Below are 13,474 nucleotides of genomic sequence, written 5' to 3'. Positions count from 1 at the left end.
TTTAAACAAAATGTTATAATAATTAATTTTCATTTTTAATAAATTTTACTATTAATAAATATAAATAGGTGGCACACCACCTAATCTTACACTATTTAAAACAACAATACCCTAAAAAAACAGGAGTGTCACCTTTAAAAACACATATATATTCCGTTTTTAGAAAATACCACAAAATAAAAACAATAAAAGCATTCCTAATTATTTAATTCTCATTTTTATACCTTTGTGGTTATTTAATACCTCAATATGAACATCAAACTCATAGCCATTGGCAAAACTGATAATAAAAACTTACAATACTTAATTGAGGAATATCAAAAACGGTTGTCTTTTTATATTAAGTTCGATTTAGAAGTTATTCCTGATATTAAAAACGTGAAAAACTTATCAGAAAGTCAACAAAAAGAAAAAGAAGGCGAATTGATTTTGGCAAAAATTACACCAACAGACCAACTCATTTTATTGGACGAAAACGGAAAAACATATTCGAGTGTTGGATTTTCATCAGCAATGCAAAAAAAAATGAATTCGGGAGTAAAAACTTTGGTATTTGTTATTGGTGGCCCTTATGGTTTTTCGGATACTGTTCATGCAAAAGCAAATGGGAAAATCTCGCTTTCGCTAATGACGTTCTCTCACCAAATGGTACGTTTGTTTTTTATCGAACAATTGTATCGCGGATTCACGATTTTAAAGAATGAACCTTATCATCATCAATAAAGAATTAGTCAGTTGTCAGTTTTTAGTGATCAGTAGTCAGTCCAAGTAAATAAAAAGTGGTCAGATAGAAACTAATAAATAAACTCTTCTTTGGTTTCAATTTTTAAACTTTGAATTAAAACTTTGTTTTGGATATAAGTACCAAAAGACAACTCTTTAGCAAAACCAAACCTAATTATTCCGAGTTTCTCTTTTGGAAAACTATTTAAAAATGATTTTAATTCTTCATGACTTCCTGGGAAACCATCGACAAAAATTTCATTTTTTTTAGAAAAAAAAACAATAAAACTAGACTTCGGTTTCTCCTTAACATAATACACTTTTGTGAATGGAAGAAAGGCCAAATTTTTATGAATACTATCGGCATAGGAATAATAATTTTGCGCCAATTCGTTTTTGTGAGCGACTTCATTTCGCTTTTTATCTTGCAATTTCATAACTTCGGGAATTACCAATCGCAAAGGCAATCGCTTGTCTATATTCAGAATCCAGTTGGTTGAAATAATGGAGTTTTTTCTATTTACTTCGGCTAAAGTATCTTTTTCTTTAGTTCTAAAAAAAATATAAATAGGAGAATGATCTACTACATTTGAAACGATGGTAACATTTGATTTTGACAACAAAATATCTTCTTTGTTGCCACAGGAAAACAAAATAAAAAGGAATACTAAACTAAAATATTTCATTATTTTATTGTTTGATTTTATTGAACAAAGTAATACATTCCATTGCTTCTTTCACATCATGAACCCGAAGAATTTTGGCACCCTTTGTCAATGCAATTGTATTTAAAACTGTAGTTCCGTTAAGCGATTCTTCCGCACTGGAATTTAATGACTTATAAATCATTGATTTTCTCGAAAAACCTGCCAACAAAGGCAATTCTAACATTTCAAACAATGTTAGTTTTTGCAAAACTTCATAATTTTGTTCTAGTGTTTTGGAAAAACCAAAACCAGGATCTACAATCAAATCATTTATTCCAAAACTTCGAGCTAGTGCCACTTTTTCTGAAAAATAAAATAGTATTTCTTTGACAATATTTTCATAATCTGTCAATGTTTGCATCGTTTTTGGCGTACCACGCATGTGCATCATTATGTAAGGTACATTGTATTTAGCAATGGTTGCTAACATCACATCGTCAAGATTTCCAGCCGAAATATCATTGATCATTGCAGCTCCATTTTCTATGCAAACCTTGGCCACTTCGCTTCTAAAAGTATCAATAGAAAGAATAGTTTCGGGGAATTTTTGTAAAATAAGTTGGACAATAGGAACAATTCTTTGCAGTTCTTCTGCTTCTGAAACAAACTCCGCTTTAGGTTTACTGGAATAGGCGCCAATATCAATAAATGTTGCACCATCATTCAACATTTTTTCAACTTGAAACACTATTTCTTTATCACTTTTGTATTTCCCACCATCAAAAAAAGAGTTGGGAGTTATATTTAAAATTCCCATTACTTTGGGGCTTGATAAATCGATAAGTTGTCCGTTGCAGTGTATTGTCATTTTCTAAATAAAAAATCATTAATCATCATCCTTCAATCCAATAATTATTCCTTATTTTTGAAGAAATTTTAGACAAATATACAGCATTAAATGAACAATACTTCACAAGAATACGATATGGTGATTTCGGTTTGCCGAACTCTTTTTATCAATAAAATGAAAGATTACGGTAGTGCTTGGCGCATTTTGAGACACCCATCTTTAACCGACCAAATCTTTATCAAAGCACAAAGAATAAGAAGTTTACAAGAAAATGAAGTTCGAAAAGTAGATGAAGACGAAACTGGTGAATTCATTGGAATCATCAATTATTCTATTATGGCTTTGATTCAATTAGAACTTGGCGTTGTCGATCAACCTGATGTTGATGTAGAAAAAGCGACTCAATTATACGACTCGAAAGTAAAACTCACCAAGGAATTAATGGAAAATAAAAACCATGATTATGGGGAAGCTTGGCGTGAAATGAGAGTCAGTTCTTTAACGGATTTGATTTTGCAAAAACTACTTCGTGTTAAACAAATTGAAGATAATAAAGGAAAAACATTGGTTTCAGAAGGAATAGACGCAAACTATCAGGACATGATCAATTATGCTGTATTTGCTTTAATTTTAATGAAAAATGTTAAATAACAAATATCAAAAGACAAATAACAAATAAATTCAAAATTAAAAAAATCTAAAAATTTAGAAACTATTGGAACCTAAAAAATACGATTTAGAAGAACGGACTTTGAAATTTGCAATAAGTTCTAGGCTATTTTTAAAGAAATTACCTCGTACAATTTCCAATATTGAAGATGCTAAACAATATGTTAGATCTTCTGGATCTGTAGGAGCAAATTATATTGAGGCAAATGAATCTTTAAGCAAGAAAGATTTTTGCTTTAGGATTAAAATTTGCAGAAAAGAAGCTAAGGAAAGTAGCTATTGGTTAAAAATAATGAAAGCTACAAATATTGAATTTGAAGCAGAAATAAATATTTTAATACAGGAATCAGACGAACTCAAAAAAATATTTTCATCAATAATAGAAAAGTCATCCTAAACTAGCTAAAATTTCATTTACCATTTTTGAGTTTTGAAAATTCAAAAAATTAATAATTGGAATTTATTTGTTATTTGTCTTTTGCTATTTGGAATTTAAAAAATTTAGAATTTAAAAAAAATTTATGAAAAACATCATCACACAATTCTCCAGACTATTTGTTGGAATATTATTTATTATTTCAGGATTGATAAAATTAAATGACCCCATTGGTTTCTCCTATAAATTAGATGAATATTTTAGTGAGCCTGTATTTAACATGCCTTTTTTTATTCCTTTTACATTAGCAATTGCACTCTTCTTGGTTATATTAGAAGTAGTTTTAGGAGTCTTGCTTCTCATTGGTTACAAATCGAAAAACACCATTTGGAGTTTATTGCTTCTAGTCGTTTTATTCACTTTCCTTACTTTTTATTCCGCTTATTTTAATGTAGTAAAAGACTGCGGTTGTTTTGGAGATGCTTTGCATTTAACCCCTTGGCAATCGTTTTCAAAAGATATTATTCTACTGTTTTTCATCTTAATTTTGTTTTTCAATAAAAAGCTAATAAAACCTTTATTTTCGAATAGTATTCAAAATACTATAACTTACCTTAGTATAGGCCTTTGTGCTTTTATGGGATATTGGGTAATTAATCATTTACCATTAAAAGATTTCAGACCTTATAAAGTAGGGACAAACATTAGAACATCTATGGAAATTCCTGAAAATGCTGCTAAATCTCAAGTAGAAATGGTGTTTATTTATAAAGTAAATGGTGTTGACAAAGAATTTACCGAAAAAGATTTGATGTCACTTCCTGAAGGGGCAACATTTGTTGATAGAATTGATAAAGTTATTGTGCAAGGTTATGTCCCTCCAATACATGATTTCAAACTAGAGTTAGAGGGCCAAGACAACACCCAAATCATTCTCTCAAAAGATAAAGTATTATTAATTGTGGCATATAATTTAGAAAAATCAAATACAGAAGTTTTAAAAAACAATGTTAAATTATATGAAAAAGCGCTTTCTAAAGGTTATTATGTAGCCATGCTTACAGGATCTTCAAAAGAGGTTATTTCAAGTGTTAAAATGAAATATAGAATTCCATTTGATATTCTTTTTTGTGACGCAACAACTTTAAAAACAATTGAAAGAGCCAATCCAAGTTTTGTTTTATTGAATTATGGAACCATAAAACAAAAAGTGCATTATAATGATATTGATGATTTAAAATTGTAATACAACTGAGTGTATGAGTAGTAGAAAAGTAAGAAAGAAAAGGAAATTAGGGTATGTTTTTGCATGCTTTTTCATTTTTGGATTAGGATTTTATATTCTTGATGAAATCTCGACTTGGTATGAGGTTCCATTAGGTTCTACATTTTATGTAATATTAGGATGTACTTTAATGGCAAGTTCAGGAGTTTATATTATTTATTCTATTAAAAAAATATATTTTACCAAAGGAAAGAAAAGATCTAAACAACTATTTTTGAAAAAAGAAGAGAATAAACTTGATAAAAAATAAACAGATTCCAAAAAAATTTACAACTACAACAATTGCGTTAATAAAATGCAGACTAAAACAACTATTTAATGACTAAAATACTAGCCTTATTGATTACTTTTACAATCGTTTCATGTTCAAAAGCTCAAAAAACAAAATTTTCAAAAGAAGTTTTGACTGAAAATTTATTAGCTTCTGATGGAAGCCAAGTTGCATTTCAAGATATTTTAAAAAAACATAAAGGTAAAACTTTGGTAATTGAACTATGGGCTTCTTGGTGTGGAGATTGTGTAAAAGCAATGCCAAAAATTAAAGAATTACAAGCTAATAATCCTGATATCGGTTATGTGTTCATTTCTATGGATAAAACAGTTGAAAATTGGAAAACAGGTATTGTAAAATACGAGCTTAAAGGGGACCATTTTATGGCTAACGACCAAATGGAAGGAGTTTTTGGAAAAGGAATAGATTTAAATTGGATTCCAAGTTATATCGTCATTGATAAAACTGGTAAAATTGTAATTTATAGAGCAATTGAAACCGATTTTAAAAAAATTAATACCACTTTAGAAGAATTAAAAAAATAATATAATTATAATTACAAACACAACTAAAATGAGAAAGAAGATTGTTGCAGGAAACTGGAAAATGAACAAAAATGCAGAACAAACAACTGAATTGTTAAATGAATTAATAGCACAGGTTTCAGCTGAAGCAAGCGCAGAAGTAATTGTTGCTCCTACATTTGTAAACTTAGCTTTAGCAGTTAGTCAATTAAAATCTACAAACATTAGTGTTGCTGCACAAAACATGCACCAAGCACAAAATGGAGCATATACAGGAGAAATTTCTGGAGATATGCTTACAAACATTGGTGTAAATACTGTGATCCTTGGTCATTCTGAGCGTAGAGCTATTTTTAATGAAAATGATGCCTTGATTGCAAACAAAGTAGATGCAGCTTTAAGTCATGATATGACAGTTATTTTCTGTTTTGGAGAAGAATTGAAAGACCGTCAATCTGGTAATCATTTTAATATTGTTGAAAATCAATTACGTGATGGCTTATTTCATATAGAAGCTAAAAACTGGGAGAAAATTGTTTTGGCTTATGAGCCTGTTTGGGCAATTGGAACAGGTGAAACTGCTAGTCCAGAACAAGCGCAAGAAATGCACGAATTCATTAGAGAAACGGTTCGTAAAGCATTTGGAAGTGATATCGCTGAAGATGTTTCCATTCTTTACGGTGGTAGTGTAAAACCAGATAATGCCAAAGAAATTTTCTCTAAACCAGATGTAGATGGTGGTTTAATTGGTGGTGCTGCTCTTAGCGCAAAAGATTTTTTAGCTATTGTAAACGCAATCTAAAAACTCCTTTAAATTAAAATATATTGGTTTAAAATCGTAAATGATTTAAAAAAATAATCTTCAATTATGTAAAAATAGTTGGGGATTTTTTTGTGCCAAATTCTAAGTTCTAATGAATAGAATTATGTAATTTTGAGTAAACATTATTATCTCAAAAATGTTTTTCAATATACAATGCTAAATCAAATCGAAACGTATTCTCCAACTGAATTCATAACCCTTGTTTACAGCGGTGAAGACTTTTTTAATCGTTTGGAACAGCTAATTTTAGAATCTAAAATTGAGATTCATATCCAAACTTATATTTTCGAAAATGATGTAATTGGAAAAAAAATAATTGAAGCTTTAAAAGAAGCGGCTAGCAGAAATGTCAAAATTTATATCCTTATAGATGGTTTTGGCTCATTTTCATTTCCAGAGGAACTAATAATTGAACTCAAAGAAATTGGCATTAACATTCGGTTTTTTTCTCCTTTATTCTCCACAAATAGTTTCTATCTAGGAAGAAGATTGCATCACAAAATAGTTGTTGCAGATTCAAAAATTGCTTTAATAGGTGGCATTAATATTGCAGATAAATATTTTGGTAAAGCAACCTCAACGCCATGGCTTGATTATGCTGTTCAATTAAATGACGAGAAGATTGCTTTGTCGCTTTCTAAAAATTGTATGGATATCTATTATAGAAAGAAACAAATCAACAGAAAAAAAATCGCATCAGTTTATCAAGATTTCGAAGAAATTTCTGTAGACATCCTTCAAAATGATTGGCTGAAAAGAAAAACTGAAATCAGTAATGCCTATATAAACCACTTTCGCAATGCGAAGAAAGATATAGTAATTGTTGGCAGTTATTTTCTTCCAGGCAAAAAATTGATTAAAGCTCTTAAAGAAGCCTCTCACAATAATGTAAAAATCAGATTAATACTTTCCGGAATTTCTGATGTACCTATTGCACGACGTGCGAGTTGTTATTTATATTCCAAACTTTTGAATAATAATATTGAACTTTACGAGTGGAAAAAATCAAATTTGCACGGAAAAGCAGCGGTTGTTGATAATAAATGGACAACAATTGGATCCTTTAACCTCAATAATTTGAGTTCTTATGCCAGTATCGAAATGAATGTGGGAATTAATTCAACTGAATTTTCAAATAAATTTATTTTGGAACTTGAAAAAATAATGGAGCAATCTGAAAGGATAACACCAGAATCACTAAAATTAAAAAGTGGAATATCTTCTAAATTCATCAATTGGACATCGTATTGGATTACGAGACTCATAGAAATTATCATCACCTACTTACCTCAGAAGCGTTTTAAAAAATTGTATTAAATACTAATTTACCTATTCAAAAGGCAAGAATTTCACTATATTTATAGTAGAATTAAGAGGACTAAAAAATAACACGAATCTCTTTCATTTTACAGAATTCAAAGATTTGAATTAATAAAAAAATAAAATTAAAAATGGCATTTATCGACTATTATAAAGTATTGGAAATTAATAAAAGTGCAACGGAAGCCGAAGTGAAAAAAGCATTTCGTAAACTAGCCCGAAAATACCATCCAGACTTAAATCCCAATAATAAAGAAGCGGAACAGAAATTCAAAGAAATAAATGAAGCCAATGAAGTTTTGAGCAATCCCGAAAATCGCAAAAAATACGATCAATATGGCGAAAATTGGAAACATTCCGAAGAATTCGAGAAATCAAGACAGCAACAACAATCTCGAAGAGGAAGTCAACAAGGTGATTTTGGTGGATTTGGAGGATTTTCTGGAGGTGGTGATTATTCCGATTTTTTTGAATCCATGTTTGGTGGTAGTGGTGCCAGAGGAAGAAGTCGTAGTGCTCAATCAAAAGGAGAAGATTTTAATACCCAATTACAACTTAATTTACGAGAGGTCTATAAAACCGATAAAAGAACTTTAACCATTAATGGAAAAAATATTCGTCTTACTATCCCAGCTGGTGTAGAAAATGGGCAACAAATAAAAATTAGTGGACTAGGTGGCGAAGGAAGAAATGGTGGACCAAAAGGAGATTTATACATTACTTTCACTATAGAAAATAACACCAACTTTAAACTGGACAAACACAATTTGTACGCTACAGTTGATATTGACTTATACACTGCCATCTTAGGTGGTGAAATAACAGTAGATACATTTGACGGTAAAGTAAAACTCAAAGTAGCCCCAGGAACCCAAAACGGAACAAAAGTAAAACTCAAAGGAAAAGGATTTCCTGTTTATAAAAAGGAAGGCAGTTTTGGTGATTTGTACATAGAATACCAAATAAAAATTCCCTCAAACCTTACTGAAAAAGAAATTGAGTTATTTGAGGAATTGTCCAAGTTGAAAAAAGACTAAACTTGACGAATCATACTAAAAACCACTATAAATCAACTGTTTATTTGTATATTTGACTAGCCCCACTTTTTCAAAATAATTCATCTATACAAATGAATACTATTTTTAAAATAATCGAATCATTTAAGGCTTTCGTATTTGATATTGGTGAACTCTCTGAATTTGCTGGAAGTTTTTTTAAAGAAGTTTTTAGAAGTCCTTCTGAATTTAAGGAATTCCTCTATTGAATTAAATAAAGTTATTACTGATCTAAACGATACAATCCTCAATATCAAAAACGGAAAAGGAACAATAAATTACCTTGCTAATGACCCCAAATTAGTTTAGAAAATTGATTCTACATTTACCAATATCAATAAAGCCAGTATTAAACTAAATGAAGATCTAGAGGCTTTAAAAATTAATTTTCTTTTTAGAGGAAATTCCAAAAGGTTAGAGAAAGTAAAGACAACCAATTCAATTGAAAATAAAAATAAACTATAGTATTTTTAATATCTTAAATCATGATTACAATAGAAAAACATGGTATTTTACTAAGTCCCACCGAAAATGAATTTGAAAACAATGCGGTGTTAAATCCAGGCATTTTTCAAGAAGGAAATACAGTTCATATTTTTTACAGAGCTGTTCAGAATGGTAATTTTTCGACAATAGGATATGCAAAATCAGATGGTCCAATGAATATCGTAGAAAGATTAAATCATCCATTAATTAAACGTGAATTTGATTATGAAAACCATGGTCTTGAAGATCCCAGAATAGTAAAAATCGAAGATGTTTATTATCTAACCTATACGGCTTATGACAGTATAAATATTACAGGAGCATTTGCCACATCAAAAGATTTAATTCATTTTGAAAAACACGGAATAATTACCCCTGAAGTTAATTATCAAGAATATGAAAGTCATGTAAATCGCTCTAATCCAGCAAAACTAAATCCAAAATACCATCAATATTATAATCTTTTTTCCCAAATAGGAATAGCAGGAGATAAAAATAGACTACTTCGCGACAAAGATGTTGTATTGTTTCCTAGAAAAATAAACGGACAATTTGTCCTTTTACACCGCATTTGGCCTGGAATTCAAATTGTAAAATTCGATAAATGGGAAGATTTAACCCTTTCTTTTTGGGAAGATTATCTTAGGAATTTAACCGATCATATTATTTTGGATCCCAAAGATGCTTATGAAATGAATTACATTGGAGCTGGCGTACCTCCAATTGAAACTAAGGACGGATGGCTGTTAATTTATCATGGTGTACATGAAACCACAACTGGAAAAATTTATCATGCAAAAGCAGCGCTTTTACATTTAGAAAAACCAGAAATAGAAATTTCAAGATTGCCCTACCCGCTTTTTTCCCCAGCTAAACAATGGGAAATGGAAGGATTGGTTGACAATGTCGTTTTCCCAACGGGTTCTTCCTTGTTTGGAAATGAACTATTCGTATATTATGGAGCAGCAGATAAACATATCGCTGTAGCCAAAATGGATATAAATGAATTGCTTTTAGAATTAAGAAAACAGCCTTAAATAAGGTAGTGATGAAAATTGAAAAAGAAATAAAAATGTTAATCGTAAGCTCTTATCCACCTCGAGAATGTGGATTAGCAACTTTTTCGAATGACGTCCTCATTTCAATAAAAAAAGTCTTTGGAGCAACGCTTCCCATAGAAATATGTGCTTTGCAGAATGAAAAAGTTACTTACAAATATGGCAAAGAGGTAAAATATACTATTGCAACTTCTTCATTAGACAATTATCGATTAGTAGCTGAAAAAATTAACGAACGTAACGATATTGGTTTAGTATGCATTCAACACGAATTTGGTCTTCATGGTGGTGAATATGGCAATTATATTCTTGCTTTTCTATTAGCATTAAACAAACAAATTATTACCGTTTTTCACACTGTACTACCTCAACCAGATGAAACTAGAAAAAAAATAGTGCAGGCAATTATTGATTTATCAAACAAAATAGTAGTACTCACTACTAATTCAAGAGAGATTTTAGTAAATCAATATGGTATTCAAAATTCAAAAATAAACCTGATACCACATGGAATTCATTCCATACTTTGGGAACAAAAGAAAATAGTAAAAGATAAATATCACTATTCAGATAAAATAGTACTTTCTGCATTTGGGTTAATTAGTGAAAATAAAGGAATCGAAACCGTATTGTATGCTTTACCCGAAATAGTAGCTAAACATCCCGAAGTGATTTATTTAGTAATTGGAAAAACGCATCCAGAAATCATCAAAAGTGAAGGTGAACAATACCGCAATCAACTAGTAGCAATTACCCAAGAACTTCATTTGGACAATAATGTTATTTTTATAAATGAATATGTTGAACTAAAACAATTATTGGATTACCTAACTTTATCCGATATTTATTTGTTTTCTTCTAAAGACCCAAATCAAGCTGTAAGCGGAACATTTGCTTATGCCATGGGCTGTGGATGCGCCGTTATTTCTACTCCTATTCCACATGCTATAGAAGTCCTAAAAGAAGGAAACGGAATATTGCTAAATTCATTTTCAAATTCAAATGAATTTCAAGAAGCTATCATCAAACTTGTTGAAAATAAAGAATTACGAATTCAAATGGGAAGAAAAGCCTTTTCACAATCTCAAGAAACGATATGGGAAAATATTGCTATCAAATACGGTTTGTTATTTTGTGAATTAACTAATAAAGAAGAGGATTTAAAGTTCGAGTTACCACCTTTACAATTAGATCACATTAAAGATCTCACTACAGATTATGGCATTTTACAGTTTTCAATCTTTAGTGAGCCAGATCTTTCCTCAGGCTACACCTTAGATGACAACGCAAGAGCTTTGATTAATATGATAATGCATTTCTCTCTTTATCACGATAATGAAGTGTTGAAACTAGCCGAAATATATCTGCGTTTCATAGAAGGAATTCAACGAAAAGATGGTTTATTTGACAACTACAAAGACATTGATTGTCAATTAACTGCTAAAAATTTAGAAGTTAATCTTGAAGATTCAAATGGTCGAGCTTTATGGAGTTTGGGATATGTGATTTCACATAAAAACATACTTCCAATTGATTTTATTATAAGAGCTGAAACATGTTGGGAAAAAGCATTTATTAGATTGAATGAAATAAATTCCCCTAGAGCAATTGCTTATACTTTAAAAGGGCTTTACTTCTACCATTTAGTTTATCCACATGATAAAATACAGGTCAACATCAAACAATTAGCAGATAAACTCTTAGAATTATACAATATCCATTCGGAAGAATTTTGGTCTTGGTACGAAAACTATATGACATATGTAAACAATGTGCTGCCCGAAGCGATGATGTATAGCTATTTAGCAACGAGAGAGACAGAATATTTAAAAATAGCCACAATAACCTTTGACTTTCTATTATCACATTATTTCATGAAAGGCCAAATAAAGGTGATTTCTAATCGAGGCTGGTTCAAAAAAGAAAACGAAAGAGTCTTTTATGGCGAACAACCTATCGAAATTGCCACTACAATTATTACATTAGATCTGTTCTACCAAATAACAGGGAACATAAAATATAAAGAACAAATTAAGGTCGCTTATAATTGGTATTTAGGAAACAATCACCTTAAACAAATTATGTACAATCCTAAAAATGGCGCTTCGTATGATGGTCTTGAAGACAAATCTATCAATATAAATCAAGGAGCAGAATCGACATTGTGCTTTTTTAAAGCAAGAATGATTATGGATAAATACGCTAATAACAATTCATAAAAAACACAAACTACAAAACCATAAATTACTGATTTTACACTACATATACTTCAAAGCCTCAACAAATGAATCAACATCGGCTTTAGTGTTAAAATGACTGAATGAAATCCTCAAACTTGGTTTTCTTAAATCTTCTGCTGAAAGCATTTCCGCTAAAACATGAGATGGCTTAATACTGCCACTTTGACAAGCGCTACCACGCGAAACTGCAATCCCCTTCATATCCAAATGAAACAAAATCATTGCAGTTTTATCTTCAGTGAAAGGCAGTTTCACATTCAAAATAGTATAAAAACCATTTTGATTTCCGTTGATTTCAAATGCAGGAAAGGCAACTTCAAGTTGAGTAATTAGATAACCTTTCAATTCAGAAATTTGCATTTTTGCTATTTCTAAATTAAGATAAGAAAGTTCCAAAGCTTTCGCCAGTCCAGCAATTTGATGTATTGCTTCTGTACCTGGTCGCAATCCTTTTTCTTGTTCTCCACCAAAAAATAAAGGCTGTAAACCAGAATTCTTTTTAATAAATGCAAATCCAATTCCTTTTGGTCCGTGGAATTTATGCGCACTAGCCACAAGAAAATCTATAGAGAGCGATTGCAAGTCAATTTCTACTTTTCCAACTGACTGTACCGTATCTGAATGAAACAATGCATTATGCTGCTTACAAATCCTTCCTACCAAGTCTAGATCCAACACAGTTCCAGTTTCATTATTTACATGCATCAAACTAACCAATGTTTTGGTGTCTTGAGAAAGCAAATCAACTAAATTCGTTATATCAATTTCTCCATTTGGTTTAATCGCAACATAATCCACCTGAATATCAAATTCATTTTGCAAAGCTTGAATCGTATTTAAAACTGCGTGATGCTCTATTTTACTGGATATAATTCGCTTTATTTTTAAATCCTTAACTGCAGAACGAAGAATCCAGTTATTAGCTTCTGTTCCGCAAGAAGTAAAAATAATTTCTTGGGCTGAGGCGTTGAGTAATTTTGCAATTGACTTTCTGGAAAGTTCCAGAATACTTTTAGCATTCCGGCCAAAACTGTGGGTTGATGATGGATTTCCATAATCCTCAGTTAACACTCTTGTCATTTCCAAAATAACTTCAGGATGTATTTGTGTAGTTGAAGCGTTATCGAGATATACTTTTTTCATTGGC

General features: G+C 30.6%; 14 protein-coding genes. 11 read left to right on the top strand and 3 right to left on the bottom strand.

The genetic code is table 11. From position 1 onward, the window contains the following. The first annotated feature begins 249 nt into the window (after positions 1 to 249). Complete coding sequence (rlmH, locus tag E0F76_RS10420) at positions 250 to 723, top strand: 23S rRNA (pseudouridine(1915)-N(3))-methyltransferase RlmH (RefSeq protein ID WP_132005272.1); 474 nt, start codon at positions 250 to 252, stop codon at positions 721 to 723. Between the two features lie 71 nt (positions 724 to 794). Here the strand turns inward: rlmH and E0F76_RS10415 are convergent, their stop codons facing one another. Together E0F76_RS10415 and folP are read right to left on the bottom strand one after the other, a co-directional pair. After that, positions 795 to 1,409, bottom strand: coding sequence for a hypothetical protein (locus tag E0F76_RS10415; protein ID WP_132005269.1), 615 nt, complete (start codon positions 1,407 to 1,409; stop codon positions 795 to 797). A gap of 4 nt (positions 1,410 to 1,413) precedes the next feature. Continuing rightward, positions 1,414 to 2,238, bottom strand: coding sequence for a dihydropteroate synthase (gene folP, locus E0F76_RS10410; protein WP_132005266.1), 825 nt, complete (start codon positions 2,236 to 2,238; stop codon positions 1,414 to 1,416). Between the two features lie 90 nt (positions 2,239 to 2,328). Between folP and E0F76_RS10405 the strand changes: the two genes are divergently transcribed. The 10 genes from E0F76_RS10405 (at position 2,329) to E0F76_RS10360 (ending at position 12,306) form a co-directional block, all read left to right on the top strand. Further along, positions 2,329 to 2,871, top strand: coding sequence for a DUF1599 domain-containing protein (locus E0F76_RS10405; protein ID WP_132005263.1), 543 nt, complete (start codon positions 2,329 to 2,331; stop codon positions 2,869 to 2,871). A 64-nt stretch (positions 2,872 to 2,935) separates the two neighbouring features. Beyond that, positions 2,936 to 3,286, top strand: a complete 351-nt coding sequence (locus E0F76_RS10400; RefSeq protein WP_132005260.1) for a four helix bundle protein — start codon at positions 2,936 to 2,938, stop codon at positions 3,284 to 3,286. Positions 3,287 to 3,410: 124 nt separating this feature from the next. Next, on the top strand, positions 3,411 to 4,511 hold the full coding sequence (locus tag E0F76_RS10395; RefSeq protein ID WP_132005257.1) for a BT_3928 family protein: 1,101 nt from the start codon (positions 3,411 to 3,413) through the stop codon (positions 4,509 to 4,511). Positions 4,512 to 4,524: 13 nt separating this feature from the next. Continuing rightward, positions 4,525 to 4,800: a hypothetical protein gene (locus E0F76_RS10390; RefSeq protein ID WP_132005254.1), complete on the top strand. Its 276-nt coding sequence runs from the start codon at positions 4,525 to 4,527 to the stop codon at positions 4,798 to 4,800. 68 nt (positions 4,801 to 4,868) lie between these two features. Continuing rightward, entirely contained in the window at positions 4,869 to 5,366 is a 498-nt protein-coding gene (locus E0F76_RS10385; RefSeq protein ID WP_132005251.1) for a TlpA family protein disulfide reductase, read from the top strand. 28 nt (positions 5,367 to 5,394) lie between these two features. Continuing rightward, positions 5,395 to 6,147: a triose-phosphate isomerase gene (gene tpiA, locus E0F76_RS10380; protein ID WP_132005249.1), complete on the top strand. Its 753-nt coding sequence runs from the start codon at positions 5,395 to 5,397 to the stop codon at positions 6,145 to 6,147. 174 nt (positions 6,148 to 6,321) lie between these two features. Next, positions 6,322 to 7,485, top strand: a complete 1,164-nt coding sequence (locus E0F76_RS10375; RefSeq protein WP_132005246.1) for a phospholipase D-like domain-containing protein — start codon at positions 6,322 to 6,324, stop codon at positions 7,483 to 7,485. A gap of 134 nt (positions 7,486 to 7,619) precedes the next feature. Beyond that, complete coding sequence (locus tag E0F76_RS10370) at positions 7,620 to 8,525, top strand: DnaJ C-terminal domain-containing protein (RefSeq protein WP_132005243.1); 906 nt, start codon at positions 7,620 to 7,622, stop codon at positions 8,523 to 8,525. Positions 8,526 to 9,028: 503 nt separating this feature from the next. Then, the gene (locus tag E0F76_RS10365) at positions 9,029 to 10,066 is read left to right on the top strand and encodes a glycoside hydrolase family 130 protein (protein WP_132005240.1); all 1,038 of its coding nucleotides are present in this window, start codon (positions 9,029 to 9,031) and stop codon (positions 10,064 to 10,066) included. 11 nt (positions 10,067 to 10,077) lie between these two features. Then, positions 10,078 to 12,306, top strand: a complete 2,229-nt coding sequence (locus E0F76_RS10360; protein WP_132005237.1) for a glycosyltransferase — start codon at positions 10,078 to 10,080, stop codon at positions 12,304 to 12,306. 39 nt (positions 12,307 to 12,345) lie between these two features. On the opposite strand, the gene E0F76_RS10355 is transcribed toward E0F76_RS10360, so the two are convergent. Beyond that, a complete protein-coding gene (locus tag E0F76_RS10355; protein WP_132005234.1) occupies positions 12,346 to 13,470 on the bottom strand; it encodes a cysteine desulfurase family protein in 1,125 nt (374 codons plus the stop codon). Positions 13,471 to 13,474: the final 4 nt, after the last annotated feature.

Source organism: Flavobacterium cellulosilyticum, from assembly GCF_004349355.1.
Taxonomy (GTDB): Bacteria; Bacteroidota; Bacteroidia; order Flavobacteriales; family Flavobacteriaceae; genus Flavobacterium; species Flavobacterium cellulosilyticum.
Note: the sequence above shows the minus strand (reverse complement) of the source record. Positions and strands in the feature narration are given on the sequence as shown.

Excerpts from the sequence above, each read along its gene's own strand:
- rlmH (WP_132005272.1), top strand. The coding sequence starts at position 250 with ATGAACATCAAACTCATAGCCATTGGCAAAACTGATAATAAAAACTTA.
- E0F76_RS10415 (WP_132005269.1), bottom strand. The coding sequence starts at position 1,409 with ATGAAATATTTTAGTTTAGTATTCCTTTTTATTTTGTTTTCCTGTGGC.
- folP (WP_132005266.1), bottom strand. The coding sequence starts at position 2,238 with ATGACAATACACTGCAACGGACAACTTATCGATTTATCAAGCCCCAAA.
- E0F76_RS10405 (WP_132005263.1), top strand. The coding sequence starts at position 2,329 with ATGAACAATACTTCACAAGAATACGATATGGTGATTTCGGTTTGCCGA.
- E0F76_RS10395 (WP_132005257.1), top strand. The coding sequence starts at position 3,411 with ATGAAAAACATCATCACACAATTCTCCAGACTATTTGTTGGAATATTA.
- E0F76_RS10390 (WP_132005254.1), top strand. The coding sequence starts at position 4,525 with ATGAGTAGTAGAAAAGTAAGAAAGAAAAGGAAATTAGGGTATGTTTTT.
- E0F76_RS10385 (WP_132005251.1), top strand. The coding sequence starts at position 4,869 with ATGACTAAAATACTAGCCTTATTGATTACTTTTACAATCGTTTCATGT.
- tpiA (WP_132005249.1), top strand. The coding sequence starts at position 5,395 with ATGAGAAAGAAGATTGTTGCAGGAAACTGGAAAATGAACAAAAATGCA.
- E0F76_RS10375 (WP_132005246.1), top strand. The coding sequence starts at position 6,322 with ATGCTAAATCAAATCGAAACGTATTCTCCAACTGAATTCATAACCCTT.
- E0F76_RS10370 (WP_132005243.1), top strand. The coding sequence starts at position 7,620 with ATGGCATTTATCGACTATTATAAAGTATTGGAAATTAATAAAAGTGCA.
- E0F76_RS10365 (WP_132005240.1), top strand. The coding sequence starts at position 9,029 with ATGATTACAATAGAAAAACATGGTATTTTACTAAGTCCCACCGAAAAT.
- E0F76_RS10360 (WP_132005237.1), top strand. The coding sequence starts at position 10,078 with ATGAAAATTGAAAAAGAAATAAAAATGTTAATCGTAAGCTCTTATCCA.
- E0F76_RS10355 (WP_132005234.1), bottom strand. The coding sequence starts at position 13,470 with ATGAAAAAAGTATATCTCGATAACGCTTCAACTACACAAATACATCCT.